Origin of the sequence: Stenotrophomonas sp. NPDC077659 (assembly GCF_050268705.1) — a bacterium.
Lineage (GTDB): Bacteria > Pseudomonadota > Gammaproteobacteria > Xanthomonadales > Xanthomonadaceae > Stenotrophomonas.
In genome coordinates this window covers 3,552-28,999 of record NZ_JBNNHG010000040.1, presented here as the reverse complement: position 1 = coordinate 28,999, position 25,448 = coordinate 3,552, and the positions used below count along the sequence as shown (strand labels likewise).

The 25,448-nt window shown below is 66.0% G+C and carries 23 protein-coding genes; 14 read left to right on the top strand and 9 right to left on the bottom strand.

The annotated features are described in order from the left end of the window. Positions 1–60: 60 nt before the first annotated feature. A complete protein-coding gene (locus ACQKDV_RS08310) occupies positions 61–2,091 on the bottom strand; it encodes a M3 family metallopeptidase (RefSeq protein WP_427783285.1) in 2,031 nt (676 codons plus the stop codon). A 211-nt stretch (positions 2,092–2,302) separates the two neighbouring features. On the opposite strand from ACQKDV_RS08310, the gene ACQKDV_RS08305 reads away from it, so the two are divergent. Continuing rightward, a complete protein-coding gene (locus ACQKDV_RS08305) occupies positions 2,303–2,707 on the top strand; it encodes a hypothetical protein (RefSeq protein WP_427783284.1) in 405 nt (134 codons plus the stop codon). Between the two features lie 148 nt (positions 2,708–2,855). Here the strand turns inward: ACQKDV_RS08305 and ACQKDV_RS08300 are convergent, their stop codons facing one another. Then, positions 2,856–3,968, bottom strand: coding sequence for a PLP-dependent cysteine synthase family protein (locus ACQKDV_RS08300; RefSeq protein ID WP_427783283.1), 1,113 nt, complete (start codon positions 3,966–3,968; stop codon positions 2,856–2,858). A 125-nt stretch (positions 3,969–4,093) separates the two neighbouring features. Between ACQKDV_RS08300 and gloA the strand changes: the two genes are divergently transcribed. After that, positions 4,094–4,612, top strand: a complete 519-nt coding sequence (gene gloA, locus ACQKDV_RS08295; RefSeq protein WP_427783282.1) for a lactoylglutathione lyase — start codon at positions 4,094–4,096, stop codon at positions 4,610–4,612. 94 nt (positions 4,613–4,706) lie between these two features. After that, positions 4,707–5,135 (top strand): VOC family protein, encoded by a 429-nt coding sequence (locus ACQKDV_RS08290; protein ID WP_427783281.1) that lies wholly within the window; start codon positions 4,707–4,709, stop codon positions 5,133–5,135. A gap of 66 nt (positions 5,136–5,201) precedes the next feature. Here the strand turns inward: ACQKDV_RS08290 and ACQKDV_RS08285 are convergent, their stop codons facing one another. The 4 genes from ACQKDV_RS08285 to yddG form a co-directional block, all read right to left on the bottom strand. Further along, the gene (locus ACQKDV_RS08285) at positions 5,202–5,633 is read right to left on the bottom strand and encodes a CBS domain-containing protein (protein WP_427783280.1); all 432 of its coding nucleotides are present in this window, start codon (positions 5,631–5,633) and stop codon (positions 5,202–5,204) included. 365 nt (positions 5,634–5,998) lie between these two features. Next, complete coding sequence (locus tag ACQKDV_RS08280; RefSeq protein WP_427783279.1) at positions 5,999–6,958, bottom strand: pectinesterase family protein; 960 nt, start codon at positions 6,956–6,958, stop codon at positions 5,999–6,001. Positions 6,959–6,985: 27 nt separating this feature from the next. Continuing rightward, positions 6,986–9,730, bottom strand: coding sequence for a TonB-dependent receptor (locus ACQKDV_RS08275; RefSeq protein WP_427783278.1), 2,745 nt, complete (start codon positions 9,728–9,730; stop codon positions 6,986–6,988). Between the two features lie 189 nt (positions 9,731–9,919). Then, positions 9,920–10,870 carry an aromatic amino acid DMT transporter YddG gene (yddG, locus tag ACQKDV_RS08270; protein ID WP_427783277.1) on the bottom strand — a complete coding sequence of 317 codons (951 nt, stop codon included), beginning with the start codon at positions 10,868–10,870 and terminating at the stop codon, positions 9,920–9,922. Between the two features lie 299 nt (positions 10,871–11,169). On the opposite strand from yddG, the gene ACQKDV_RS08265 reads away from it, so the two are divergent. Then, complete coding sequence (locus ACQKDV_RS08265) at positions 11,170–11,634, top strand: hypothetical protein (RefSeq protein WP_427783276.1); 465 nt, start codon at positions 11,170–11,172, stop codon at positions 11,632–11,634. Positions 11,635–11,798: 164 nt separating this feature from the next. On the opposite strand, the gene ACQKDV_RS08260 is transcribed toward ACQKDV_RS08265, so the two are convergent. Next, on the bottom strand, positions 11,799–12,395 hold the full coding sequence (locus ACQKDV_RS08260; RefSeq protein WP_427783275.1) for a hypothetical protein: 597 nt from the start codon (positions 12,393–12,395) through the stop codon (positions 11,799–11,801). Positions 12,396–12,594: 199 nt separating this feature from the next. Further along, positions 12,595–12,987, bottom strand: coding sequence for a DUF2846 domain-containing protein (locus ACQKDV_RS08255; RefSeq protein ID WP_427783274.1), 393 nt, complete (start codon positions 12,985–12,987; stop codon positions 12,595–12,597). Positions 12,988–13,627: 640 nt separating this feature from the next. On the opposite strand from ACQKDV_RS08255, the gene ACQKDV_RS08250 reads away from it, so the two are divergent. The 3 genes from ACQKDV_RS08250 (at position 13,628) to ACQKDV_RS08240 (ending at position 15,334) form a co-directional block, all read left to right on the top strand. After that, positions 13,628–14,023, top strand: a complete 396-nt coding sequence (locus ACQKDV_RS08250) for a hypothetical protein (protein WP_427783273.1) — start codon at positions 13,628–13,630, stop codon at positions 14,021–14,023. A 229-nt stretch (positions 14,024–14,252) separates the two neighbouring features. Continuing rightward, entirely contained in the window at positions 14,253–14,732 is a 480-nt protein-coding gene (locus tag ACQKDV_RS08245) for a mobile mystery protein A (protein ID WP_427783272.1), read from the top strand. Further along, positions 14,732–15,334, top strand: coding sequence for a mobile mystery protein B (locus ACQKDV_RS08240; protein WP_427783271.1), 603 nt, complete (start codon positions 14,732–14,734; stop codon positions 15,332–15,334). Before ACQKDV_RS08245 ends, ACQKDV_RS08240 begins: the two co-directional genes overlap by 1 nt. Before the next feature lie 110 nt (positions 15,335–15,444). Here the strand turns inward: ACQKDV_RS08240 and glmS are convergent, their stop codons facing one another. Next, positions 15,445–17,283: a glutamine--fructose-6-phosphate transaminase (isomerizing) gene (glmS, locus tag ACQKDV_RS08235; protein WP_427783270.1), complete on the bottom strand. Its 1,839-nt coding sequence runs from the start codon at positions 17,281–17,283 to the stop codon at positions 15,445–15,447. 203 nt (positions 17,284–17,486) lie between these two features. Here glmS and ACQKDV_RS08230 point away from each other — a divergent pair, with 203 nt between their 5' ends. The 7 genes from ACQKDV_RS08230 (at position 17,487) to ACQKDV_RS08200 (ending at position 25,277) form a co-directional block, all read left to right on the top strand. Then, positions 17,487–18,764, top strand: a complete 1,278-nt coding sequence (locus tag ACQKDV_RS08230) for an efflux RND transporter periplasmic adaptor subunit (RefSeq protein ID WP_427783269.1) — start codon at positions 17,487–17,489, stop codon at positions 18,762–18,764. Positions 18,765–18,788: 24 nt separating this feature from the next. Continuing rightward, positions 18,789–19,511, top strand: coding sequence for an ABC transporter ATP-binding protein (locus ACQKDV_RS08225; RefSeq protein WP_427783268.1), 723 nt, complete (start codon positions 18,789–18,791; stop codon positions 19,509–19,511). A 10-nt stretch (positions 19,512–19,521) separates the two neighbouring features. Then, positions 19,522–20,823: an ABC transporter permease gene (locus ACQKDV_RS08220; RefSeq protein ID WP_427783267.1), complete on the top strand. Its 1,302-nt coding sequence runs from the start codon at positions 19,522–19,524 to the stop codon at positions 20,821–20,823. Between the two features lie 20 nt (positions 20,824–20,843). After that, positions 20,844–22,061 carry an ABC transporter permease gene (locus ACQKDV_RS08215; RefSeq protein WP_427783266.1) on the top strand — a complete coding sequence of 406 codons (1,218 nt, stop codon included), beginning with the start codon at positions 20,844–20,846 and terminating at the stop codon, positions 22,059–22,061. A gap of 14 nt (positions 22,062–22,075) precedes the next feature. Further along, positions 22,076–22,468 carry a PDZ domain-containing protein gene (locus ACQKDV_RS08210; protein ID WP_427783286.1) on the top strand — a complete coding sequence of 131 codons (393 nt, stop codon included), beginning with the start codon at positions 22,076–22,078 and terminating at the stop codon, positions 22,466–22,468. A 104-nt stretch (positions 22,469–22,572) separates the two neighbouring features. Continuing rightward, positions 22,573–23,919 (top strand): sigma-54-dependent transcriptional regulator, encoded by a 1,347-nt coding sequence (locus ACQKDV_RS08205; RefSeq protein WP_427783265.1) that lies wholly within the window; start codon positions 22,573–22,575, stop codon positions 23,917–23,919. Next, a complete protein-coding gene (locus ACQKDV_RS08200) occupies positions 23,916–25,277 on the top strand; it encodes a sensor histidine kinase (RefSeq protein WP_427783264.1) in 1,362 nt (453 codons plus the stop codon). Before ACQKDV_RS08205 ends, ACQKDV_RS08200 begins: the two co-directional genes overlap by 4 nt. The last annotated feature ends 171 nt before the right edge of the window (positions 25,278–25,448 follow it).

Genomic DNA, 25,448 nt, shown 5'->3' with positions numbered 1-25,448 from the left:
GAGGGGATTAAGTCGTTTGTGCACAAACGACTTAATCCCCTCCGTCCCCTTTTTTTGCGGTTACGCCATGCCCGAATGGCGCAGCAGCGCGTCGATCTGCGGGGCGCGCCCGCGGAACGCCTTGAAGTTCTCCGCCGCCGGGCGGCTGCCGCCACGCGACAGGATCTCGTCGCGGAAGCGCGTACCCGTTTCCGCCAGCGCCTGCGGGGCTTCTTCGAATGCCGCGTAGGCATCGGCACTGAGCACTTCGGCCCACTTGTAGCTGTAGTAACCGGCTGCGTAGCCACCGGCGAAGATGTGGCTGAACTGATGCGGGAAGCGATTCCAGGCCGGCGGGTGGTTCACCGCCACTTCGCTGCGCACCCTGTCCAGCAGGGCCAGCACGCTGTCCTGCGCCGGTTCGAACTGGCTGTGTACCAGCATGTCGAACAGACCGAACTCGAGCTGGCGCACGGTGGCCATGCCGCTGTGGAAATTGCGCGCAGCCAGCATCCGCTCGTACAGCGCGCGCGGCAGCGGTTCGCCGGTTTCCACGTGCGCGGTCATGCCCTGCAGGTGGCCCCACTCCCAGCAGAAGTTCTCCATGAACTGGCTGGGCAGCTCCACCGCATCCCATTCCACGCCATTGATGCCGGCCACGCCCAGTTCGCCGATGCGGGTCAGCAGCTGGTGCAGGCCATGGCCCATTTCATGGAACAGCGTGGTCACTTCGTTGTGGCTGAAGGTGGCCGGCTTGCCGTTGGCACCGCGACCGAAGTTGCACACCAGGTACACCAGCGGCGTCTGCACGCTGCCATCGGCACGCTCGCGGCGGTTGCGGCAATCATCCATCCACGCGCCACCACGCTTGCCTTCGCGCGCGTACAGGTCGAGGTAGAACTGGCCGACCAGCGCACCCTGCGCATCGACCAGGCGGAAGAAGCGCACGTCCTCGTGCCACACCGGCGCGGTGTCCGGCTGCACGCGCAGGCCGTACAGCTGTTCGATCACCGAGAACAGGCCGCCCAGCACCTTGGGCTCGGTGAAATACTGCTTCACGTCCTGCTCGGAATAGCTGTAGCGTGACTGCTTGAGGCGGTCGGCGGCGAACGCCAGATCCCAGGCCTGCAGGTTGTCGATGCCCAGCTGTTCACGGGCGAACTGTTCCAGCTCGGCACGGTCCTTGCCGGCGAACGGCTTGGCGCGCGCGGCCAGGTCACGCAGGAAGGCCAGCACTTCGGCCGGGTCCTGCGCCATCTTCGTGGCCACCGAATAATCGGCATAGGACGCAAAGCCCAGCAGCGCGGCCAGTTCAGCGCGCAGGGCGAGGATGCGGTCGATGTTGCCGCCGTTGTCCAGCGCGTCATCGCCGAATTCGGAGGCGCGCTGCGCGCTGGCGCGGTACAGGATCTCGCGCAGGTCGCGGTCCTCGCCCCAGGTCTGCACCGGCAGGTAGCACGGCATCTGCAGGGTCAACTTCCAGCCAGGCTTGCCGTCCTTCTCGGCGGCGGCGCGGGCTGCGGCCTTGACGTCATCCGGCACGCCAGCCAGGCGCGCTTCGTCTTCTACGATCAGCGACCAGGCATCGGTGGCGTCGAGCACGTTCTGCGAGAACTTCGCCGACAGCGCCGACAGTTCTTCCTTGATCGCAGCGAAACGCTGCTGGGCATCGGCATCCAGTTCGGCACCGCCCAGGCGGAAATCGCGCAGGGTGTTGTCCAGCACCTTGCGCCGGGCTTCGTCGAAACCCGACGCTTCGGGGCTGGCGGCCAGCGCCTGGTACTGGCGGTACAGCGCCAGGTTCTGGCCCAACACGCTGGCGAAGCGGGTCACCCGCGGCAGGTTGCTGTTGTAGGCCTCGCGCAGCTCGGGGGTATTGACCACGCCCTGCAGATGGCCGACCAGCCCCCAGGCGCGCCACAGGCGCTCGGTGGCATCGTCCAGCGGGGTGACGAAGGTCTGCCAGGTGACCGGCTGCACCTGCTCGGCCGCACTGACTGCCGCTTCCGCCTCGGCCAGCAGCACATCCAGCGCCGGCGCCACGTGCTCGGGGCGGATCGCCTCGAAGCGTGGCAGGCCGGAAGCATCAAGCAGGGGGTTGGCAACGGTCACGGCAGATCTCCAGGAAACGGGCCCGGCAGGCGGGCATCCCTGTCCATATGGCGCTGGCCGGGCCGCCAGACAAGGGGCACGTCCAGTAGATCCACGCCCTGCGTGGATGGAGCTTTCCCGCGACCCCCGGTATTCACGTCGGTCTTACGGGTCCGCGCCGAAGCTGGCGCTGCGGGGGAGACCGCAGCGGTACGTCATGAGGAGGCCCCACATGGAAGGTCTGGCTCCAAGCACCACCGCGTCACCCGCCCGGTCGCTGGCCTTGTCGGCCACCACGGACGAGCTGTCATGGATTGCAGCGTTGTGCGATGCGGGCGACGACGCACCGCGGCATCTCGCCCAGCTGAAGGCACTGCAACGCCAGGGCGGCAGGTTCAGCGAGAACCAGGAGTGGTATCCGTTCGAGGTGGTCGAGCGCGGTGCCAGCCACCTGCAGCCCGGGCATGAGCGTGAGTTCGTGATCTGCGTGCTGCTGTGGCTGCAGGCCCTTGCCCAGGGTCGGGCCAGCGTGCTGGACCCGCACCTGCATCTGGATGACCGCGCCATGGACATCGAGGCCCTTCCCGATTCCCTGCGTGACACCCTGCTGGATGCGTTCATGGATGCGGGGTATTGAACGCGGCAGGTGACCGGTGACAGGTAGAGTCGACTGTCAGTCGACTGCTCTCCGTTCAGATCGCGAAAACCCCGCGCTGCGCGCGATAGTCGACTGACAGTCGACTCTACCCAGTCGACTCTACCCCGTTGCCCCTATCCGATTGTCCTTACAACGCTTCCAGGCTGCACCACGGCAGCTTCGGCAGGCCCTGCCCGGCCACCGCAGCAGCCAGCTGCGCATCGGCGCCCTCCACATTGATGCCCTGGCGGCCGTACCACGCCGGGTCGTAATAGCTGTGCGCATAGCGCTCGCCCGCATCGCAGAGGATGCTGACGATGCTGCCCTGGCGGCCAGCGTCCCGCATCCACTGCGCGGCCTGCAGCACGCCGATGAAATTGGTGCCGGTGGAGCCGCCTACGCGGCGGCCGATCTGGCGGCTGACGTGGCGCATCGCCGCCAGGCTGAGCGCATCGGGCACCTTCACCATCGCATCAACGCTGGTCGGGATGAAGCTCGATTCCACCCGCGGCCGGCCGATGCCTTCCACCCGCGAGCCGCCGCTGCAGGTCAGCCCGCGCCAGTCCGGCTCGCCCGCCACGGCGGCCTTGTAGCCGTCGAAGAACACCGATACTTCCGGGTCTGCACAGAGGATGCGGGTGTCATGGCGGCGGTAGCTGACATAGCGGCCGAGGGTGGCCGCAGTACCGCCTGTGCCGGGGCTGCACACGATCCATTCCGGGATCGGGCTCGGCTCTTCGGCCATCTGCTTGAAGATGGACTCGGCGATGTTGTTGTTGGCGCGCCAGTCGGTGGCCCGTTCGGCGTAGGTGAACTGGTCCATGAAGTGGCCACCGGTTTCGCGGGCCAGCTTTTCCGAATCGCAGTTGAGATCGCAGGCACGCTCGACCAGGTGGCAGCGGCCGCCGTGGAACTCGATCGCGGCAATCTTTTCCGGCGAGGTCGTGGCAGGCATCACCGCAATGAACGGCAGGCCCAGCAACCGCGCGAAATACGCTTCGGATACCGCCGTCGAGCCACTGGATGCCTCGATCACCGGCCGTCCTTCACGCAGCCAGCCATTGGCCAGCGCGTACAGGAACAGCGAACGCGCCAGACGGTGCTTGAGGCTGCCGGTGGGGTGGCTCGATTCATCCTTGAGGTAGACGTCGATGCCTTCGAACCCGGGCAATGCCAGCGGGATCAGGTGGGTATCGGCGGAACGGTTGAAATCGGCTTCGATCTTGCGGATGGCGGCGGCCACCCATTCACGCTGTGACATGGCGGGCAATCGTTGTCAGGACGGAACGGTGCGATCCGCTCATTGTACGTCGCGGTGCCATCAGGTGGTGGCCGGTAGAATGGCGCCATCCGGCCATCACGGCCCTGTCTGAAGGACCTTCCCCCATGACCCTTCCCGCCCTGCGCGATGTTCCCGGCGTGGCTGCCCAGGCCCCGGCCGAAACCCACGGCTTCGTGTTCAACCACACCATGCTGCGGGTCAAGGACATCACCGCTTCGCTGGACTTCTACACCCGCGTGCTCGGCTACCAGTTGATCGACAAGCGCGACTTCGCCGAAGCCCAGTTCAGCCTGTACTTCCTGGCCTACGTGCCGGCCGGCGTGACCGTGCCGGAAGACGATGCCACCCGCCGCGTGTGGATGGCCGGCCTGCCGGGCGTGCTGGAGCTGACCCACAACCACGGTACCGAGACCCAGGACGGCCCGGTCTACCACCACGGCAACAGCGACCCGCGTGGCTTCGGCCACATCTGCGTCTCCGTGCCGGCGCTGGAAGCGGCCTGCCAGCGCTTCGAGGCTCTGGGCGTGCCGTTCCAGAAGCGCCTGACCGACGGCCGCATGAAGAACATCGCCTTCATCAAGGACCCGGACGGCTACTGGGTCGAGATCATCGCCAACGCCTGACCCCAAAAAGGGGACGGAGGGGATTAAGGCGTTTCTGGCACTATTGGGCTGGAAACGCCTTAATCCCCTCCGTCCCCTTTTTGCAGAGGTACGCATGGAAACGATGGAACTGCATCGCGGGCGCTTGATCGATCATCTGCAACTGGTCGTGCGCGATCTGGCCGCCAGCCGCCGCTTCTACCAGGCCGTGTTCGATGCCATCGGCATTCCCGTTGCCGGCGAAGGCCCGGACTATTTCTGGGCCGACGAACTGTTCATTTCCACTGCCAGCAGCGAGGCCGCCGCCGGCCAGCTGACCGGCCGCCATCACCTGGCCTTCCAGGCACGCGATGCCGCCACCGTCGATGCCTTCCACAAAGCCGCTCTGGCGGCGGGCGGCACCGACAACGGCGCGCCGGGTGAGCGGCCATACCACCCGGGCTACTACGGCGCATTCGTGCTGGACCCGGATGGCAACAACATCGAAGTGGTCTACCACGGCCCGGCGACCTACAGCGCGGACTCGGTGAAAGTCAGCTTCTGATTCCTGCGCGGCCCTGAAACGAAGAAGCCGGGCATTGCCCGGCTTCGTCCGTCCTGCAAGGTCGCCTCAGTGGGCGGCCATGTAGATGTCCTGCAGCACGGCCTTTTCCAGCTCCAGATCACCCAGCAGGTTCTTCACGATATCGCCCAGGCTGAGGATGCCGATCAGGCGGTTGCCATCGGTGACCATCAGGTGGCGGCGGCGCGAGTAGGTCATCAGGGACATCGCCTGCTTCAGGGTAGCCTCCGGTGCGATGCCTTCAAGACCGGTGGTCGGCACGGTGGAAATCACCCGGCGGCCGGCCTGCGGGCCGTCATCGGCCAGGCTGCGCACGATGTCCTTCTCGGAGATGATGCCCACCGGCACATCGTCCTTCATCACCACCAGGGCGGCGATTCTATTCGCGCTCATCTTGTGGGCGGCAGCACCGATGGTGTCTTCCGAATCGATGGTGATGACAGCTTCTTTCTTGGATTGCAGGAGTTCGCGGACGTTCATTCTTGTTTCCTGGTGCAGGTCACTGAAGTCAAAAAAGTGTGCTCTTCCGAATCGCCCCCTCCCCGGGAACAGACCTTTCAGCGCACGTCTGGCGCACAATGCGGCCGCGGAACTGCATCGGCCGGCACGGTGCTGCAACGCGAACGAGGCCAGTGAGGGAAAACCCGCAGGGGCCTCGGACGATTCGATTCTACGACTGCCCTGCACGGCCACTACCGGCACCGATGGGACGCTTCGTCGTGGAACCTGTCGACGCTTTCGAGAATCGCACTTCGGATGGAACCGGCGCTGAATGCAGCCTTTTCAAGGCACTCAAGTTCGCCCCCGCGCGGCCGACGCACGTGCAGCCGCCCAATCGTGCAACGTCAGGGGAACGGCCGCCAGCCGCCGAGAACCGCCTCGGTGGTGTACTGCGCGGCCTCATCACCGGACAAGTGGTGCGACCACGGCACACGTTCTTCCGGTGAAGCGCCAGTACCCACGCTGCCGAACTCACCGTAGTAAGTGGTACGTTCGGCATCGGGCTTGTCCCAGTTGTGCCAACCGGCCTGCACGATGTGCGGGCCCAGGTTGGACTGCAGGAACACCGTGCGCGCAAACGGCCGCCACGGCCGCCCCAGGTACGCGGTGCCCGCGCCTTCGCCGCGCAGCAGTGCGCGACGGAACACGTAACCGAAGCGCTGCCCTTCCGGCGTGGACGCGGCGGTCACCCAGCCCAGCCGGCCCTTGGAGACAATCGTGCAGTCATCGAACAGCGCCGTGGCCGCGCCGAAGATGAAATCCACCGTACCTTCGATGTAGCAGTCCTTGAAGTGCAGCACGCTGCCTTCGTGCGTATACAGCGTGTCCTGGTTGCCGAGCAGGCGTACGTTGCGGAAGCCCCCGCGCGGCGGGGCCGCATACAGCGCCAGCGCCTGACCGACGTTGCCCGCAGTGTTTTCGATGGTCAGGTCTTCAGCGATGAACTCATCGCCGTACACGTACACCGTGGCCGAACCACTGGTGCGCATGGCCTTGCCGGTGGCCGGGTCGACCAGGTCGGCGTAGTTGTTCCAGCTGAGGACGGACGCACCGGCACCGGCCCCGCGCAGCGTCACCCGCGTCTTTTCCTTCGGCACCTTCACCACGCCCCGGTACAGACCTTCACGCAGCACGATGACCTGGCGCGTGCGGTTGCCATCGGGCACCGCATCGATGGCCGCCTGCACGCTGCGGTAGTCACCGCTGCCGTCTGCGGCCACCACCCAGTCGCGGGCAGTGGCCGGCAGGCTGGCACACAGCAGCAGCATCACCAGGGGAAGGAAACGACGGCATGGAGTACGCATGTTGGATCCCGCGGTAAGTGGCAACGATCAGAACCTGTAGCGCAGGCCGAGCAGGAACTCACGGCCGGTCTGGGTGTAGGTCAGCGGCAGTTTCCACGCCGAGGTGCCCACCCATTCGTTGCTGGTTTCGTTGGTCAGGTTGATGCCTTCCAGGCTGACTTCCAGATGGTCGTCGATCTTCCAGCTGATCGAGGCATCCACCGTGTCCACTGCATCCATGCCGTGGAAGCTGAAGCCCTGCACGCTGGCCGGGACCTGGGTGTAGTAGCCATCGCGATGGGTGTAGGACACGCGCGCGCCCAGCTTCTCGCCTTCGTAGAACAGCGTGCTGTTGTACGAGTTCTTCGACAGCCCGGTCAGGTCGGTCTTCAGCGAGGCCGCGCCGGTGGAGGTCAGGTACTGGATCTGCGAATCGACCCAGGTGTAGTTCAGCTGCAGGCCCAGGTTGCTCCAGCGCCCCGGCAGGAAACTGAAAGGCTGCACGTAGTTGAACTCGGCGCCCTTGAGGTCACCACCGGGCGTGTTCAACGGGCGAGTGAAGGTGAAATCCTCGTTGGGCGAAACGCCGGTGCCATCGAGCAGGCTGGCCGGCAGGCCACTGGCGGTGAACGGCATGACCGTGCTGGTGCCCTGCACGAAGCTCTCGATGTCCTTGTGGAACAGCGCCAGGCCGAGCAGGCCGCCTTCCTGGAAGTACCACTCCACGCCCAGGTCCAGCGTACGCGCGCGTATCGGGTCCAGGTTCGGGTTACCGCCGTTGACGTAACGGTGGCCGCTGGACAGGCTCAGCGTCGTGCCCGGGGTCAGCGAGGACAGGCCCGGGCGTGCCATCACCTTGGCCGCACCGAAGCGCAGCATCAGATCCGGGGCCAGCTCGGCCACCAGGTTCAGCGAGGGCAGCGTATCGGTGTAATCGCGCGAGACATGGGTCAGCACCATCGCGCCATCCACGGTGGAATAGCCGGTGGACGACTGGGTGGTCTTGACCCGGCGCACGCCCACGTTGCCCGACACCGGTACGCTGCCGACATCGAAGCCGAACTCGCCCATCAACCACGCGCCACGGTCACGTTCTTCCACGCTGCGACGGGTCGCATTGCGTTCGTACAGCTGGTAGACGCCCTGCCCGCTGTAGATGCCCAGCAGCTGCGACAACGCGGCCAGGTCAGGCACGGCCCAGGCATCGGGCGAACCGGCCACGCCGCCCAGGCGGGCGATGTCCACCAGCGCGGCCGGCACGGTGTAGCTGCCATCGGCGAAGGCCGGCACCACGGTTTCGCTCCGCCGGCGGTACTCGCGGGTATCGAATGTGTAGTCCTTGGCCAGCAGGCCGCCACGCAGGGTGAAGGACGGGCCGAAGTTCCAGGTGAAATCCAGCGCGCCGTTGTCGAAGCTGTTGCTGGCGTACTGCGGGCGCAGGCGCACTTCGGCCAGGGTCCAGCCGCTGGCGTCGGTGGGGTCGATGCCGTAGTTGAAGGTGGGACGGGTGAAGCTGTCGCGGAAATCGTAGCTGTAGCCGGACACGTTGGTCTTGTCCATGATCAGCGTGGTCTGCACCGGGTTGGCGTGCTCGGACTTGGAATGGCCGACCAGCAGGTTGACCTTGAACGCATCACTGAAGCGGTGCTCGCCACTGAGCGACACCTGCTTGAACTCGGTACTCCATTCATCGCGGCGCTGTTCCGAACGCACGCCGGCACCATCGAACACGCCGTACAGCAGTGCACCAGACGTCGGGTCGATGTAGCCGTCGCGCAGCACCATGTTCTGCTTCTGCGCCGAGTAGGCAAACGAGATCGCCTCGATGTACTTCTCGCTGCGCACGGTATCGATCTTCGAGTACAGCGCATCCAGCGCGAGCTCGGTGTTGTCGGTCGGCTTCCACTGCAGCGCTGCGGTCACGCCCAAGCGCTTCTGGTCGTGTTCCAGCAGCGTGTAGCGCGGGAAATACGGGTGCCACACGCCGTCGGCCAGGCCGGCGGTGAACGGCGAGCTGGGGCTGAAGCCCCCGTTGCTGCTGGCGCTGTACCAGCGGCCGGTGTTGCTGCCTTCCTCGCGGACCTTGCGTTCGGAATAGGCCACCGACAGCAGGCCACCGAAGCGACCATCGGCCCACGTATCGGCAATCAGCGCCGCTGCGCGCGGGCTGGCCTTTTCGGAAAGATCATTGAAGCTGCCCTGCCCGCTGGCCGCGAAGGTGAAGCCGTCGTAGTCGAACGGGCGCGCGGTGCGCAAGTCCACGGTGGCACCCAGTGAGCCCTCTTCCACGTCGGCCGAGGCGGTCTTGCGCACGATCAGCTGCGAAAACAGATCCGAGGCGAACACGTTGAAGTCGAAGCCACGGCTGCGGTTGGTGCCGCCGGACTGGTCCGAGCCACCGACGGTGGTCAGCGCTTCAAGCCCATTGATGCGCACACGGGTGAAATCCGGCCCCAGGCCGCGCACGGAAATGTTGCGGCCTTCGCCGGCATCGCGGGTGATGGTCACGCCGGGGATGCGCTGCAGCGACTCGGCCAGGTTGAGATCGGGGAAGTTGGCGATGTCCTCGGCCACCACCGCATCGACCATGCCCTTTTCCGAGCGCTTGATGTCCAGCGCTTTTTCCACACTGGCGCGGTAGCCGGTCACCGTCACCGCATCCAGTTCGGTGGGGTTGGCCGCCGCAGCGTCCTGGGCGGCTGCCGGCCCGGCCAGGGCCAGCAGCACGGCGCTGGCGAGCGCGCTGGCCGCGAAGGTAACCGGTGTCTTTTTGCGATTCAGCCTGTGCGTCATGAAAATCCCTTGCAATCACTGCTACTGGCGGTCGTTGGTGTCGATCACTGTATGACACCGGGGGACACAAAACGTACCAGCGTCATCGCACTGAAACATCGTGCGGCGCAGCACGAGCTCACCGGGCAAGCACAACTGCCTGACTGAAAAGGGATGAGTGATCGCCCGGCAGGAGCGCCGGGCCCGACATCAGGCCGTATGTGTGGCCGGCGGCACCGGGGGCGGCAGCGGCCGCGCCCGGGTCGCCCACCAGCACAGCAGCGAGCCGGCGGTCACGCAGGCCACGCCCTGCACGAAGCCCAGGCCCGGGTGCAGCGACAGCCACAGGCTGCTCCACAGCACCGACAGCACCGGCGCGAAGTAGGAAAAGATCGCCATCGAGGTGACGTTGCCGTGCTGCAGGCCGTGGTTCCAGCACGAGTAAGCAGCGGCGGTCAGCAGGCCAAACACCGCCACCTGGGCCAGGCCACCCCAGTGCAGGTGCAGCGGCGGCGCCTCACCCAGCGCGTACTTCAGCCACAGCACCACGGCGGTGGCGATCATGAACAGCGGCACCGCGTTGCGCGAACCGCCGATGCGCTTGGTCACCAGCGAATAGGTGGCCCACATGCACGAGGCGGCCAGCGCCAGCGCATAGGCCAGCGGATTGCTGAGCAGATTGGCCAGCAGCATCGCCGGCGACCACGCGCCCTCGCCGGTGATGACCAGCAGCACGCCCAGCAGGCACAGCACGGTCGCCGGCAGCAGCAGCCAGTTGCCGCGCTGCATGCGGGTGAGCACGGTCAGCAGAACGGTCAGGCACGGCCACAGGTAGTTGATCATCACCAGTTCCAGCGCCTGCCCGCGGTGGTGGGCCAGGCCGATGGACAGCGACAGCGAGATTTCGGTGCCGATGAACAACGCGCCGCCGATCAGCAGGTAGCGGCGTGGCAGCTGCGAGGGGCGTGGCACGCCCAGGATCAGCGCCGAGAACAGGGCAGCGGCAGTGAAGATCAATGCCGCGCCACCGACGGCACCGAAGATCTCGGTGATCGTGCGCAGCATGCCTAGGGTCGGGCTCCACAGCAGCACGGCGCTGGCGCCGATGAGGGTCGGAAGATGGGGGGACGCGGAAGCGCGCAGCGCGCGGAGGCCGTACATGGGGGCGACGACAACAGGGAGCATTCGGTTGAAAGGCACGCGCAGCGATGCGCCCGGCCCCGGCAGCGGGACAGGCAGGTCATGCGGACGCGTGGGTCCTGGGGAGTACGCTGGTCCGTAGCGTCGTCCCCGGAACACCCCGGCACTGTGCGTTGCAGGGGGTACGGCGGGAGGCGGGTTACAGCAGCCGACTGGCCGGGGCGGATTGTACGCCTTCGATGTTGCACTGCACTATCGGCTTGTTCATGCGCGGCGCAGCGCGTTGAATTTCCGACCCCATACGCAAAGGAATGCCTGTAATGACATCGACCCTCCTCCGATTCGCCACCCCACTCATCATCGGCCTGCTGGCCGCGCCCGCCGCGCATGCCATCGACGCTGCGCAGTGGCAGAACGTTGCGCCCATGCTGCAGGCCGCGCTGGAATGCCGCGCCGGGCCGGATACCGCCTCAGCGGCATGGAAGGCGCTGTCCGCCGATCCCTACAGCACCACCGACGCCATCAAGCCGCCGGTTGCCTTCACCGTGTTCGGTCTGCCGGTCCGTGATGTCTCGTTCTACATCGATCCCGATGGCGAGGCCGGCGCCAGTTACACCTCCACCTTTGCCACCAGCAAAGCGAGCGTGCGCGCCGCTGCGAAGCTCGACGCCAAGGGCCGCCGTTCGACCCGCATGGGCACCCTCGTCATGGGTGGCATTGGTGAAACCCATCTGAGCTGCACGGTTGAAGGCAGCCTGGGCGCCACCGACGACGAGAACAGCTGACCGCCGTCAGTCGGCCGAACGGCTCAACACCTGCGCGGCTTGCATCCCGTTCAACGGGGTCTGGATGCAGGCCGGATGCCGCCGGAGTGCCGGCGCACGTCCTGCCCGCCGGCAGCCATGACCATCCATGTGAGCCTCAGCGGCCGATGCCAGGCACACCGGGCTCAAGAGCGGCGTTGCGCGCGCAGCGCATGCACCGCGCACGGCCCCATCGCGGCGACGCCCCCGAGTGCGACGAACGGGATCCACCCCGCCGACAGCAAGGAAAACGGATCACCGGCGATATGCAGACGGCGAAAGTCGCCACCGTTGAAAGTACTCAGGAACAGGACGCCGATCAACGGGAACGCGACCATCACCACGCAGCATGCAAGCACGCCCCCCAGGGTTCGCCGCTGCACGATCCACTCACGCAGCACACCATCGGCGTGGTAGGTCGCCAACACCCAGGTCGACAGGAAACTCAGCGGAAACAGCAGCGGCACAATGCTGTAGTAGGTCGCGGCAACGACACCCAGACCGGAGCGACGCGAGTACCCGTCTCCCGGCCCCAACGCGCGCAATGCTCGCAGCCACTCAGGCAGTGGTGCCGCCGTTTCCTGCAGGTGCAGCACCCATAGCGTCAGCCCGGTGGCGGTCGATAGCACCACCACCGCGAGAATCGCAGCGATGACCACCAGCCTGTAGCCCAGGCACCAGTGCAGCGACGGCGCGGACCGCGCACGCGCCCAGCTCGGTCGCGACATCAGCGTGCGCTCCATTGCGATCCAGACTGCTGCAGCCGAGCCGCAGGCAACGTCTCACTTTCGCATTCCATTGCATTCCCCTGCCCGCCGTGGCCACGACGCCGATGGCGGGTACTGTTGTTTGGCGTGGTGGCCGCGCAGGCACCCATACCAGGTACGCGCTCCGGTGGCGATGGCCCATCAGCCATCGCCACCCAGGAACGACCCGCTTACCTTACTTCGAACAACGCCCGCGCTGGGCCAGGCTCAGCTGCGCCACCTGGCGGCGGCCCTCGGCCTCGGGCATCACCGTCAGCTTGGCACCACCGACAAACACGCCCATCTTGATCGACTGTTCGATGAAGTAGTTGCGCCCCGCTTCGGTGTACAGCTTGACGTCGTTGGGCGAGAACTCCGACTCGGTGGAAATCACGTGTTCCTGGTTGCCCGGCACCAGGGTGTAGAAGAACACCTTGTTGGCCGTCTCACCCAGGCACTCGCCATCGATGCGCAGATCCTTCTTCAGCGCCTGGCCGACGAAGGAGTTGCGGTACACATACACGCCCGCCTTGCCCTCTTCCGGTATCGGGAAGCTCTTGGCCACGTCCAGCTGGCCCTTGTCCGACATCGGAACACTTGCACATCCGGACAACAGGCTGATCGCCGCTGCCATTGCAACTACGTGCCACTTGCTCATCTACAGCCCCCTGTAATGCGTGCCCTGCACGCGGAATGAAACCTGGAAGCGCGCCCGTGTTGGACAAGCGCGGCAGATCGACGCTCACCTCGACGCTGCGGACATTGCGCAGGTGGGTGGGCGGATCGGAATTCAAGAGATGGCGCGGGCATCCTCCGTGATGCGTGCAGCGGCGTGCGCAGATGGTGCCATGGTGCAATGGAATGTCGCAATCGGCACACCATGGCCTGCGCATGCAACAAATCGACTATTTGCAGAACTTTCGAACTTTCCAATTTTTCTCATTGGCGGCCAAGGCCTTCCATGCGAAACATGGACCGTCACCGGAAAAGGGTGGCACGGGCTTGCAATCCCGTCTGAAGTACCTAGCGGTTACGCTGGTCTGTCGGCGCCATCCTCTGTGGGTGGCGCCGGCAGGCATTCTGCCCGCGCACCTATGGCGGGCGGTGCGTGGGGGACTCGTGCCCGCCGGCTTTTCGCTAGGTTTTCACCGGTATTGCAACCACGCACCGTCCGCCACCCTTGCTGTCACGCAGGGTGGTTTCCTTGCCGCATGCAGAAGGAAGCCGACATGAGCGCCACGCGATACCCGTATCTGTTCGCCACCTTGGGCGAAGCCGCCAACACACTGCCCGAAGAACTTGCCCAGCCGCTGGAAACCACGCTTGCCGCCCAGCAGGAAGGCGTCACCCTGCTGGGCAGCCTGCAGCGCATCCGCCAGGTGGAAGCGGCCGATGGCCAACCGCTGCAGCGCAAGGGGCGCAGCACGGGGCAATGCATGGCGCTTGCACGCATCCACCGCGCCAATGCCGGGCTGACCGTGCTGCTGGAACTGCTGCACGCCAGCGAACGCGTGCGCGTGGACGGCGACGAGGCGCAGCAGGTCGGCAACGACGTGCGCGAGGGCCTGCTGCTGGCCTGCCGTGGCTTGTCGGAATACGTGGATGTGCAGGTGCACGCGGCCTGAGGGCATACCGCCGAGCATGGCCGAGCATGGCCGGGCATGGCCGGGCGCTGCCAATGTTGCCCGCGTACCTATGGCGGGCGGTGCATGGGGGCCTCGGCCCGCACATGAATTATTCCATAACAGGAATATATTTAACACAGAATAATTCACCAAAGGGACTATTCATGTTGATTTTGATGCATTTCAGGGAATATATTTCACTCAAAATTAGTCCATACAGGAAATATCCATGGCCGTAACGTCCGCGTCGAAGATGCGTCGCCTGGCTCGTTCAAAGCTGGACAAGAGCGGCGAAGCGCTGCGTAAGAGCCTGCCAGCACTTCGCGCGGCCCCCCGGGGTGGCTGGATAGCAGCGATTCGTGAGGCTTTGGGCATGTCGCAGTCAGACCTCGCTCGCCGCCTTGATGTAGTCCAAAGCACTGTGGTCAAACTGGAGAAGAGCGAGCGCTCCGGAACAGTGCGCATCGAAACGCTGCGGCGCGCTGCTGACGCCCTTGACTGTGAACTGGTCGTGCTCATGATCCCTCGTACTCCCTTGCAGGAAACCGTCGATCGCCAGCGGTTGAAGGTCTATGGCGCAACGATTCACCGAGCAGCGGCCCACATGGAGCTTGAGGACCAGGCGGTATCGCCCGACCTGCGCCAGCATCTGCTCCAACAGGCCGAGGACGAGATCCCAGACAGCGCGCTATGGGGGGATCGTATCTAGTGGCCGAGCCCCAAGGATTTGATTTCGAGATCGAAGACGGCCAGACACCGCTGGACCCGGATGAGGCACAGGGGCTGAAATTGAAGTGGGTCGCAACACGCGCTGACCTCAACGACGTTGAAGGTGCAAACGTCGTCAGCGGCATGCTCTGGGCGGCGCGGGAGATCCGCAGGAAGGATGTGGTGGTGCCCAGTGATGCCTTCCTGCGGAAGCTGCACGAAAAGATGTTCGGCAGTGTGTGGGAGTGGGCGGGCCGATACAGGGCCACTGAGCGCAACATCGGCGTAGCGCCGTATCAGATTGCAATGCAGCTCCGTCAGTTCTTCGACAACGTGGGTGCCTGGCAGGAGTTCAAGACGTATCCGCTGGACGAGCAAGCGGCCCGCCTGCATCACCAGCTGACGTTCATCCACCCGTTCCCGAATGGGAATGGCCGCTGCTCACGACTGATGGCTGACCTGTTCCTGCAGTCGCACGGCGCACAGCCCTTTTCGTGGGGGCCAACACCGCACGACAGCAGTGTGCGAAAAATTTACCTGCACGCCGTACGGGAAGCTGATGCAGGCAACTGGCAGCCACTGTTTGCATTCGTCCGAAGCTGAGGTGTGGGGCATCGCGCGATTCCGGCGAGCTGCTACAGAACGGGCCCCCGCCGGGCAAGGGCCGGCGCTACCGATGCGGGTCGCGCCGGACTGCCGTGGCCTCGACGGCCTTACTCCACCGTAACGCTCTTGGCCAGATTGCGCGGCTTGTCCACATCGGTGCCGCGCGCCAGCGCGGTGTGGTACGCCAGCAGCTGCACCGGGATGGTGTGCACCACCGGGCTCAGCACGCCCGCATGGCGCGGGGTACGGATGACATGCACGCCTTCGGACTCGCTGAAGTTGCTGTCCTGGTCGGCAAACACGAACAGCTCGCCGCCGCGCGCACGCACTTCCTGCATGTTCGACTTCACCTTTTCCAGCAGGCTGTCGTTGGGCGCGATCACCACCACCGGCATGTCCTCGTCCACCAGCGCCAGCGGCCCGTGCTTCAGCTCACCGGCCGGGTAGGCCTCGGCGTGGATATAGGAAATTTCCTTCAGCTTGAGCGCGCCTTCCAGCGCGATCGGGTAATGCAGGCCACGGCCCAGGAACAGCGCGCTGCTTTTGCGGGCGAAGCGTTCGGCCCAGGCGGCAATCTGCGGTTCCATGTTCAGCGCGTGCTGCACGCTGCCCGGCAGGAAGCGCAGCTGCTCCAGGTAATCGGCTTCCTGCGCGGCATCCACGCGGCCATGCAGCTTGCCCAGCACCACGGTCAACTGGAACAGCGCGGCCAGCTGGGTGGTGAAGGCCTTGGTCGAGGCCACACCGATCTCGGCGCCGGCGCGGGTGTAGCAGACCAGTTCGCTGGCGCGCGGGATGGCACTCTCCGGCACGTTGCAGATCGACAGCGTGTGCGTGTGGCCCAGCGACTTGGCGTACTTCAGCGCCTCCATCGTATCCAGCGTTTCGCCGGACTGGGAAATGGTCACGATCAGGTGCTTCGGATTCGCATAGGCAGCGCGGTAGCGGTACTCGCTGGCGATTTCCACGCTGCACGGCAGGCCGGCGATGGATTCAATCCAGTAGCGCGCGGTCAGGCCGGAGTAGTAGCTGGTACCGCAGGCAAGGATCTGCACGCCTTCAATGCCGGACAGCACGGCCTCGGCATGCTTGCCGAACAGCTCGGCCGGGAAACCACCGGCGTCGATCGCCGCCTCGATGGTGTCGCCCAGCGCGCGCGGTTGTTCGTGGATTTCCTTCTGCATGAAGTGGCGGTACGGGCCCAGCTCAAGCGAGGCCAGCGACACGTCGGACAGGTGCACGTCGCGCTCGACCGGCTGGTCGTGTTCGTCGAACACCTGCACGCCATCGCGGCGGATCTCGGCCGTGTCGCCCTCTTCCAGGAAGATGACCTTGCGGGTGGCTGAAATCACCGCCGAGACATCGGAGGCGACGAAGTTCTCGCCTTCGCCCAAGCCCACCAGCAGCGGGCAGCCCATGCGGGCGCAGACGAAATGGTCCGGCTCGGCACGGCTGACCACGGCCAGCGCATAAGCGCCGGTCAGCTCCTTCACCGTGCGCTGCAGTGCGCCCAGCAGGCTGTCGCCGCCCTTCAGGTGGTGGTGCATCAGGTGGGCGATCACTTCGGTATCGGTCTGCGATTCGAAGGTGTAGCCCAGCGCGCGCAGCTTCTCGCGCTGCTCTTCGTGGTTCTCGATGATGCCGTTGTGCACCAGCGCCACGCCGGCACTGGTGTGCGGGTGCGCATTGGCCTCGGTCACCCCACCGTGGGTGGCCCAGCGGGTGTGGCCGATGCCCAGCTGCGCGTTGAAGCCTTCGGCCTCGGCGGCGGTGGCCATTTCCGAGACACGACCGGTGCGGCGCACGCGGCGCACGTCTGCGCGCTCGGCCTGGTCGATGACGGCGATGCCGGAGGAGTCGTAACCGCGATACTCCAGCCGCTTCAGCCCTTCGATGAGCATCGGCACCACATCGCGATCAGCGATCGCACCCACGATTCCACACATGTCGCGCTTTTCCTTGAAGACGGTCGCCGCATTCTAGCGTGGGCGTCCGCTTCGTCCCCCCTGTCCGCTTAATGAAAGTGTCCGCAACGGTGTCCGCGGACACCCGGACACTCGCAGTCAAATCGCAAGCCATTGAAAAAACAACAGATAAATTTGGCACGAAGCGTGCTTCAACGCTGTCACCACCGACAGGCACGCTCCCGATGATCCGCGACACCTCTGCCCAGGACCAGATCGTTTCCGCCCCCTCTGCCAGCGCCCCCCGTGCGGCCTGGCACCGCTACCGCTGGCCGGCCCTGGGCGCGGTCGCCCTGCTGGCCGCCATCGGCTGGGCCGTGCATGCCTGGTCCAACGCCAGCCGCTCCTTCGACAGCAGCCGGGTGCGTATCGCCGAAGTGCAGCGCGGCGACCTGGTGCGCGACATCGCTGCCGACGGCCGGGTCATCGCCGCCAACAGCCCCACCCTGTATGCCATCTCCGCAGGTACGGTGGACCTGAAGGTGGTGGCCGGTGACGTGGTCAAGAAGGGCCAGGAGCTGGCGATCATCGACAGCCCCGAACTGCGCAGCAAGCTGGCCCAGGAACAGGCCACGCTGGCTGGTCTGGAGGCCGAAGCCAGCCGTGCCGCGCTGGACGCCACCCTGGCCCGTGCCAAGTCGCGCAAGGAAACCTACCAGGCCAGCATTGAACGGCAGGCCGCCGACCGCGACCTGCAGCGCTACCAGCGCGGCTACGACGGTGGCGCGGTGCCGCAGATCGATCTGGCCAAGGCACAGGACAGCCTGAAGAAGGCCGACATCACCCTGGCCAACGCCACGACCGATGCGCGCCTGCAGAGCCAGGGCGCCGACCTGGACGCGCGCAACAAGCGCCTGCTGGCCGACCGCCAGAAGGCCGTGGTGGCCGAAGTGCAGCGCCAGGTGGACGCGCTGACCCTGCGTGCGCCGTTCGACGGCCAGGTCGGCCAGGTGCAGGCCACCCAGGCGACCAACCTGGCCGCCAATGCGCCGGTGCTGGGCGTGGTCGACCTGTCCAAGTTCGAGGTGGAGATCAAGGTGCCCGAAAGCTTCGCCCGTGATCTGGCCATCGGTATGCCCGCCCAGCTGACTGGTGGCAATGGCAAGCCGTTTGCCGGTGAGATCAGCGCGGTATCGCCGGAAGTGGTCAACGGCGAGGTCAACGCCCGCGTGCGCTTTGCCGCCGTTCAGCCTGAAGGCCTGCGCCAGAGCCAGCGCATGTCGGTGCGCGTGCTGCTGGATACGCGCAGGAACGTGATGAAGGTCGAGCGCGGCCCGTTCGTGGAACAGGGCAACGGCGTGGCCTACGTGATGGACGGACGCACTGCGGTGCGCCGGCCGGTGGAACTGGGCGTCAGCAGCCTGGGCGAAGTGGAAATCAAGTCGGGTGTGCAGCCGGGCGACCGCATCGTGGTCTCCGGCAGCGACCTGTTCAAGGACGCCGAACGCGTCTCCGTCAACTGACACATCCTGGAGAGAGGACACCTCATGTACATGCTCGAAATGCGTTCGGTCGCCAAGGTCTTCCGTACCGAACAGGTGGAAACCCATGCACTGCGCTCGCTGGAACTGCAGGTGAAGGAAGGCGAATTCGTAGCGGTCACCGGCCCGTCCGGTTCCGGCAAGACCACCTTCCTCAACATCGCCGGCCTGCTGGAAACCTTTACCAGCGGCACCTACCTGCTTGACGGCCAGGACGTGAGCACGCTGGGCGATGATGCGCGCAGCCGCCTGCGCAACCAGAAGATCGGTTTCATCTTCCAGGGCTTCAACCTGATCCCCGACCTGAACCTGTTCGACAACGTGGACGTGCCGCTGCGCTACCGGAAGATGAGCGCCGGCGAACGCCGCGAGCGCATCGAGAAGGCGCTGACCCAGGTCGGCCTCGGCTCGCGCATGAAGCACTACCCCAACGAACTGTCCGGCGGCCAGCAGCAGCGCGCCGCCATCGCCCGCGCCCTGGCCGGCAGCCCGCGCCTGCTGCTGGCCGACGAACCGACCGGCAACCTGGACACGCAGATGGCACGCGGTGTGATGGAGCTGCTGGAAGAGATCAACGCTGCCGGCACCACCATCGTCATGGTCACCCATGACCCGGAACTGGCCGCCCGCGCGCAGCGCAACGTGCACATCGTCGATGGCCAGGTGACCGACCTGGTGCGCGAGCCGGTGCTGGCCACCCCGCGCCGCATCGTCGCCGTCAACGAGTGAGGGCCTGACCATGTTCGCCTACTACGCCCGATTGGCGGCGCGCAGTTTCCGCCGCAACAAGGTCCTCACCGCACTGATGGTGGTGGCCATCGCGCTGGGCATCGGTGCCTCCATGACCACGCTGACCGTCTTCCACGTGCTCTCCGGCGATCCCATTCCGGACAAGAGTGATCGCCTGTTCTACGTGCAGCTGGACCCGGGCCCCCGCGGTGGCTACGTGCCCGGCGAGGAACCCAATACGCAGATGACCCGCTTCGATGGCGAAGCGCTGCTGCGCGAAGGCAAGGCCGAGCGGCAGGCGCTGATGAGTGCCGGTGGCGGCACCATCGAGCCGGAAGGCAGCACGCTGCAGCCGTTCTCCATCGATACCCGCTGGACCTCGGCCGATTTCTTCCCGATGTTCAACGTGCCGATGCAGTACGGCCGCCCCTGGACCCGCCAGGACGATGAGGGCCGCGCGCGCGTGGTGGTCATTTCCAAGGCGCTGAACGACAAGCTGTACCAGGGCGGCAACAGCGTGGGCAAGGACATCCGCATGGATGGCCAGAGCTTCCGCATCGTCGGCGTGATGAAGGAATGGAATCCCGAACCGCAGTTCTTCGACCTCACCACCGGCAGCTACGGCAAGGATGAGGATCTGCTGCTGCCGATGTCCACTTCCCTCGACATGAAGCTGGGCAGCAGCGGCAACATGAACTGCTTCGGCGAGAACCCCGACCGTGACAGCTATTCGTTGAACGCGCCGTGCACCTGGTTGCAGTACTGGGTGGAAGTGGACCCGGCCAAGGCCTATGACTACCGCCGCTATCTGGAAAACTATTCCAGCCAGCAGCGCGAGGCCGGACGCTTCGAGCGCCCACCGAATGTGCGCCTGCGCAACGTGATGGAATGGCTGGACTTCAACGGCGCGGTGCCCAGCGATGTGCGCCTGCAGCTGTGGCTGGCGCTGGGCTTCCTGGGTGTATGCCTGGTCAACACCGTCGGGCTGCTGCTGGCCAAATTCCTGCGCCGCAGCGGCGAGATCGGCGTGCGCCGTGCGCTGGGCGCCAGCCGCGGCCAGATATTCCTGCAGTGCCTGGTGGAAGCCGGTGCCGTGGGCGTGGTGGGGGGTGTGCTCGGCATCGGCGTGGCGTTGCTCGGCCTGTTTGCCGTGCGCCAGCAGCCGGTGGACTACGCCAAGCTGGCCCATCTGGACGGCAGCATGCTGCTGCTGGCCATCGGCCTGACCCTGTTTGCCAGCATTGCCGCTGGTTTCCTGCCCGCCTGGCGTGCGATGCAGGTCACCCCGGCCATCCAGCTCAAGTCGCAGTAAGCACCGGAACGAGGACTCCCATGGACATCCGCCCCATCCTCAGCACCCTGCGCCGGCACAAGACCGCCGCCACCCTGATCGTGCTGGAAGTCGCCCTGACCTGCGCCATCGTCTGCAATGCGCTGTTCCTGGTCAGCCAACGCGTGGAAAAGATCAGCATGCCCAGCGGCCTGGCCGAGAACGAACTGGTGATGGTCCGCGTCAGCGGCATCGGCAAGCAGACCAACGGCATGGCCCGCACCCGCGAGGACCTGGCGGCGCTGCGCGCCATCCCCGGCGTTACCAGTGCCACCATCATCAACCAGCTGCCGTTCCGCGGCGGCTCGTCCAGCAGCAGCATCCAGCGCCAGCAGGAGCAGGAACGGCCGACCACCGAAGCCTCCATGTACACGATGTCCGAGGATGGCATCCGCACCCTGGGCATCAACATCATCGCCGGGCGTGACTTCCAGCCCGACGAGTACATGGACTACGCCACGGTCAGCAAGGCCGGTTCCACGGACAAGGCGATCCCGGTGATCTTCACCCAGGCCACCGCCGCGAAGATGGAACCCGACGGCAGTGCGCTGGGCAAGACCTACTACATGGGCAAGCAGCCGCTGCACGTCATCGGCATCGTCGACACCCTGACCACGCCCACCGGCTGGGCCGACAACTGGACCGACTCGATGCTGATGCCGCTGCGCCGCGGTTTCGACGAGGGGGGCACGTACATGCTGCGCACCAGCCCGGAGCGCCGCGATGAAGTGCTCAAGGCCGCCGTCGCTGCGCTGGAGCGCAACGATGCCAACCGCCTGATGCGCGACAAGAAAACCTATGAGGAGCAGCGCAACGACTACTTCAAGAACGACCGCGCCATGGTCGGCCTGCTGGTGACGGTGTGTATCGCCCTGCTGGTGGTCACCGCGCTGGGCATCATCGGCCTGGCCAGCTTCTGGGTGCAGCAGCGCAGCAAGCAGATCGGCATCCGCCGTGCGCTGGGTGCCACCCGTGGGCAGATCCTGCGCTACTTCCAGACCGAGAACTTCCTGCTGGCCACACTGGGCATCGTGCTGGGCATGCTGGCGGCGTATGCGATCAACCTGGCGCTGATGAACATGTACGAGCTGCCGCGCATGCCGCTGCTGTACCTGCCGCTGGGCGCGGTACTGCTGTGGGTGCTGGGCCAGATCGCGGTGTTCGGCCCGGCCCGCCGCGCCGCCGCCGTGCCGCCCGCCGTTGCCACCCGGGGGGCGTGAACATGCGCGCCTTGATGCTGACAATGGCCCTGACGCTCTGGCTGCCGCTGCCGCTGCCGGCACTTGCCGGCAGCAGCACGGTGCAGACGATGAACTGGCAGCAGGAGGGCGCGCGCCTGGCACTGCGCTCCACCGAAGGCCAGGTGGAAGTCGAGGCGGTCAGCCCCGAAGCACGCTTCGGCGTGCGCCGCGGCGACCGCATCCTGCGGGTGGATGACACCCCGGTGCGGCAGATCGACCAGTTGGCCGACGCGCTGGGCAAGGCCGGCAAGGCGCAGGCCTATCTGCTGCTGCGCCGCGACGGCCAGACCCTCAGCGTGCCGGTGGCCGTGGTTACCTGGAAGGCCGTGCTGGTCCCGCCTCCGGCACCGCCGCCACCACCTCCTCCGCCGCCGCCGCGGCACTGACGTCCCTTGGCCCTGCGCGGCCACGGGTTTGGCTATGCTTGACGGGTAGCGCCTGCCGGTCCCGGCTCTCTCGGCGCTGCCCATCCCTTTCCCAGAATGCTTCCATGCCCGCGATCCTGATCATCGACGACAACGCCAGCGTGGGCACCGCCCTGGACGTGCTGTTCTCCCTGCATGACATCGACACCCTGCAGGCGCAGAGTCCGGCCGAGGGCCTGGCGATGCTGGAGGCGAACGCCATCGACCTGGTCATCCAGGACATGAACTTCACCGAGGACACCACCTCCGGCGAGGAGGGCGAGGCCCTGTTCGCACAGATCCGCGCGCGCCACCCGGACCTGCCGGTCATCCTGCTCACTGCCTGGACGCACCTGAGCAGCGCGGTCGACCTGGTCAAGGCCGGCGCTGCCGATTACCTGGCCAAGCCCTGGGATGACCGCAAGCTGCTGACCACGGTCAACAATCTTCTGGAACTGTCCGAAGCGCGTCGCGAACTGGACCAGCGCCGCGCGCGCGAGCAGCGCCAGCGCAGTGCGCTGGAGGAAAAATACGACCTGTGCGGCGCCGTGTTCGCCGACCCCGCCAGCGAACGCGTCATCGCCCTGGCCTGCCAGGTCGCGCGTTCGGCGCTGCCGGTGCTGATCACCGGCGCCAACGGCGCGGGCAAGGAAAAGATCGCGCAGATCATCCAGGCCAACTCGCTGGTGGCCAAGGGACCCTTCGTGGCAGTCAACTGCGGCGCCCTGCCCTCCGAGCTGATCGAAGCCGAACTGTTCGGTGCCGAAGCCGGTGCCTACACCGGCGCCAACAAGGCGCGCGAGGGCAAGTTCGAAGCGGCCGACGGCGGCACGCTGTTCCTGGACGAAATCGGCAACCTGTCGCTGGGCGGGCAGATGAAACTGCTGCGCGTGCTGGAAACCGGCCGCTTCGAGCGCCTGGGGTCCAACCGCGAGCGCCAGGTCAAGGTGCGGGTGGTCAGCGCCACCAATGCCGACCTGCCCGCGATGATCCGCGATGGCAGCTTCCGCGAGGATCTCTACTATCGCCTCAACACGGTGGAACTGGTGCTGCCGCCGTTGGCCGAACGCCCCGGCGACATCGTGCCGCTGGCCGAGCGCTTCCTCACCGCCAGCAAGCCGCTGTCCAGCGCCGCCATGGCCGCACTGCAGCGGTACCCGTGGCCGGGCAACGTGCGCGAACTGCGCAATGTCATCCAGCGCGCCGAACTGCTGGCCAGCGGCAACCACATCGACGTGGCCGACCTCAACCTGCCACGCGCGCCGGCTGCGCCGCGCCCGGCACCGAGTGCCGGCAACGATCCCGACCGGGCACGCATCGAAGCCGTACTGGCCCGCAACCACGGCGTCATCGCCCAGGCCGCCGCCGAGCTGGGCCTGAGCCGGCAGGCGCTGTACCGCCGCATGGACCGCCACGGCATTCCGCGCGAATGAAGCGACGCTCCTTCACCCTCCGCCTGTTCCTGCGCCTGCTGCCGGTGCTGGCGCTGGCTGCCGCGCTGCCGTGGCTGCTGGCGTACTGGATGAACCACGGTTGGTGGGTGACGGGTATTTCCACGGCCGTGCTGCTGGCGCTGATGTGGTGGTCGCTGCGCCGCGCTACCGCGCCGGTGCGCTCGTTGATGCGGGCGCTGGCCGGCACCACCAGCAGCTACCGCGATGGTGAATTCAACTTCGGCGTGTACTGGCCAGGCAACGACGAACTGGGCGACCTGGTGGAAGCGCACCGTGAACTGGGCGATGTGCTGCGCGAGCAGCGCCAGGGCCTGGTGCAGCGCGAACTGCTGCTGGACACCATGGTGCAGAACACACCGGTGGCGATGCTGCTGATCGCGGCCGGTGGCGATGGCGTTTCCCGCGTGGTGTTTTCCAATCTGGCCGCGCGCAAGCTGCTTCACGGTGGCTGGAAGCTGGAAGGCCAGCGCATGGACGAGGTACTGGAACAATTGCCGGTGGAACTGCGCGATGCCATCGCCCGCGGTGGCGACAGCCTGTTTGCGGTGCGCGCGGAAATGGAGGACGGCATCGAGCCGGACGAGGACGACGAACAGGTCTACCACCTGTCGCGGCGCGCCTTCCATCTGAACGGCCGCCCGCACGATCTGCTGCTGGTACGCCAGCTGACCGCCGAACTGCGCCGCCAGGAAGTGCAGACCTGGAAGAAGGTCATCCGGGTGATCAGCCACGAGCTGAACAACTCGCTGGCGCCCATTGCCTCACTGGCCCATTCCGGTGGCGAGCTGGTCAAGCGCGAACGCTTCGACCGCCTGCCCGAGATCTTCAGCACCATCGAAGACCGCGCGCGCCACCTGGAAGGCTTCATCCGCGGCTATGCGCGCTTTGCCAAGTTGCCGCAGCCACAGTTGCAGACCGTGCACTGGGCACCGTTCCTGTCCAGCCTCCGCCAGCAGATTCCGTTCACCCTGGAGCGCGAGCCGGATGAAGAACTGAGCAGCCGCATCGACATCGCCCAGTTCGGCCAGGCTCTGTTGAATCTGCTGAAGAACGCGCATGAAGCCTGCGCCGAAGCCGATCCACCCAACGACGATGTGCAGGTGCAGCTGACGCGGCTGCCGCAGTGGCTGCGCCTGGATGTGCTGGACCGCGGCAAGGGCATGAACGAGCAGGTGCTGCAGAACGCGCTGATGCCGTTCTATTCGACCAAGCGCAACGGCACCGGCCTGGGCCTGGCACTGACCCGCGAGATCGTCGAAGCCCATGGTGGACGGGTATCACTGCAGAACCGCGGTGATGGTGGGTTGTGCGTGTCGATTCTGCTTCCGGTCAGCTGACGGGTGGCCCTATCCACGCATGGCGTGGATCTACTGGACCGCGCCCACCCGGTCGATCCACGCCACGCGTGGATGGCCCCGGTCGATCCACCCAACGCGTGGATGCCCCGGTAGATCCACCCAACGCGTGGATGCCCCGGTAGATCCACCCAACGCGTGGATGCCCCGGTA

What these genes read in the sequence shown, in the direction of transcription:
- ACQKDV_RS08305 (WP_427783284.1), top strand. Translation starts at nt 2,303, where the DNA reads ATGGAAGGTCTGGCTCCAAGCACCACCGCGTCACCCGCCCGGTCGCTG.
- ACQKDV_RS08300 (WP_427783283.1), bottom strand. Translation starts at nt 3,968, where the DNA reads ATGTCACAGCGTGAATGGGTGGCCGCCGCCATCCGCAAGATCGAAGCC.
- gloA (WP_427783282.1), top strand. Translation starts at nt 4,094, where the DNA reads ATGACCCTTCCCGCCCTGCGCGATGTTCCCGGCGTGGCTGCCCAGGCC.
- ACQKDV_RS08290 (WP_427783281.1), top strand. Translation starts at nt 4,707, where the DNA reads ATGGAAACGATGGAACTGCATCGCGGGCGCTTGATCGATCATCTGCAA.
- ACQKDV_RS08285 (WP_427783280.1), bottom strand. Translation starts at nt 5,633, where the DNA reads ATGAACGTCCGCGAACTCCTGCAATCCAAGAAAGAAGCTGTCATCACC.
- ACQKDV_RS08280 (WP_427783279.1), bottom strand. Translation starts at nt 6,958, where the DNA reads ATGCGTACTCCATGCCGTCGTTTCCTTCCCCTGGTGATGCTGCTGCTG.
- ACQKDV_RS08275 (WP_427783278.1), bottom strand. Translation starts at nt 9,730, where the DNA reads ATGACGCACAGGCTGAATCGCAAAAAGACACCGGTTACCTTCGCGGCC.
- yddG (WP_427783277.1), bottom strand. Translation starts at nt 10,870, where the DNA reads ATGTACGGCCTCCGCGCGCTGCGCGCTTCCGCGTCCCCCCATCTTCCG.
- ACQKDV_RS08265 (WP_427783276.1), top strand. Translation starts at nt 11,170, where the DNA reads ATGACATCGACCCTCCTCCGATTCGCCACCCCACTCATCATCGGCCTG.
- ACQKDV_RS08260 (WP_427783275.1), bottom strand. Translation starts at nt 12,395, where the DNA reads ATGGAGCGCACGCTGATGTCGCGACCGAGCTGGGCGCGTGCGCGGTCC.
- ACQKDV_RS08255 (WP_427783274.1), bottom strand. Translation starts at nt 12,987, where the DNA reads ATGTCGGACAAGGGCCAGCTGGACGTGGCCAAGAGCTTCCCGATACCG.
- ACQKDV_RS08250 (WP_427783273.1), top strand. Translation starts at nt 13,628, where the DNA reads ATGAGCGCCACGCGATACCCGTATCTGTTCGCCACCTTGGGCGAAGCC.
- ACQKDV_RS08245 (WP_427783272.1), top strand. Translation starts at nt 14,253, where the DNA reads ATGGCCGTAACGTCCGCGTCGAAGATGCGTCGCCTGGCTCGTTCAAAG.
- glmS (WP_427783270.1), bottom strand. Translation starts at nt 17,283, where the DNA reads ATGTGTGGAATCGTGGGTGCGATCGCTGATCGCGATGTGGTGCCGATG.
- ACQKDV_RS08230 (WP_427783269.1), top strand. Translation starts at nt 17,487, where the DNA reads ATGATCCGCGACACCTCTGCCCAGGACCAGATCGTTTCCGCCCCCTCT.
- ACQKDV_RS08225 (WP_427783268.1), top strand. Translation starts at nt 18,789, where the DNA reads ATGTACATGCTCGAAATGCGTTCGGTCGCCAAGGTCTTCCGTACCGAA.
- ACQKDV_RS08220 (WP_427783267.1), top strand. Translation starts at nt 19,522, where the DNA reads ATGTTCGCCTACTACGCCCGATTGGCGGCGCGCAGTTTCCGCCGCAAC.
- ACQKDV_RS08215 (WP_427783266.1), top strand. Translation starts at nt 20,844, where the DNA reads ATGGACATCCGCCCCATCCTCAGCACCCTGCGCCGGCACAAGACCGCC.
- ACQKDV_RS08210 (WP_427783286.1), top strand. Translation starts at nt 22,076, where the DNA reads ATGCTGACAATGGCCCTGACGCTCTGGCTGCCGCTGCCGCTGCCGGCA.
- ACQKDV_RS08205 (WP_427783265.1), top strand. Translation starts at nt 22,573, where the DNA reads ATGCCCGCGATCCTGATCATCGACGACAACGCCAGCGTGGGCACCGCC.
- ACQKDV_RS08200 (WP_427783264.1), top strand. Translation starts at nt 23,916, where the DNA reads ATGAAGCGACGCTCCTTCACCCTCCGCCTGTTCCTGCGCCTGCTGCCG.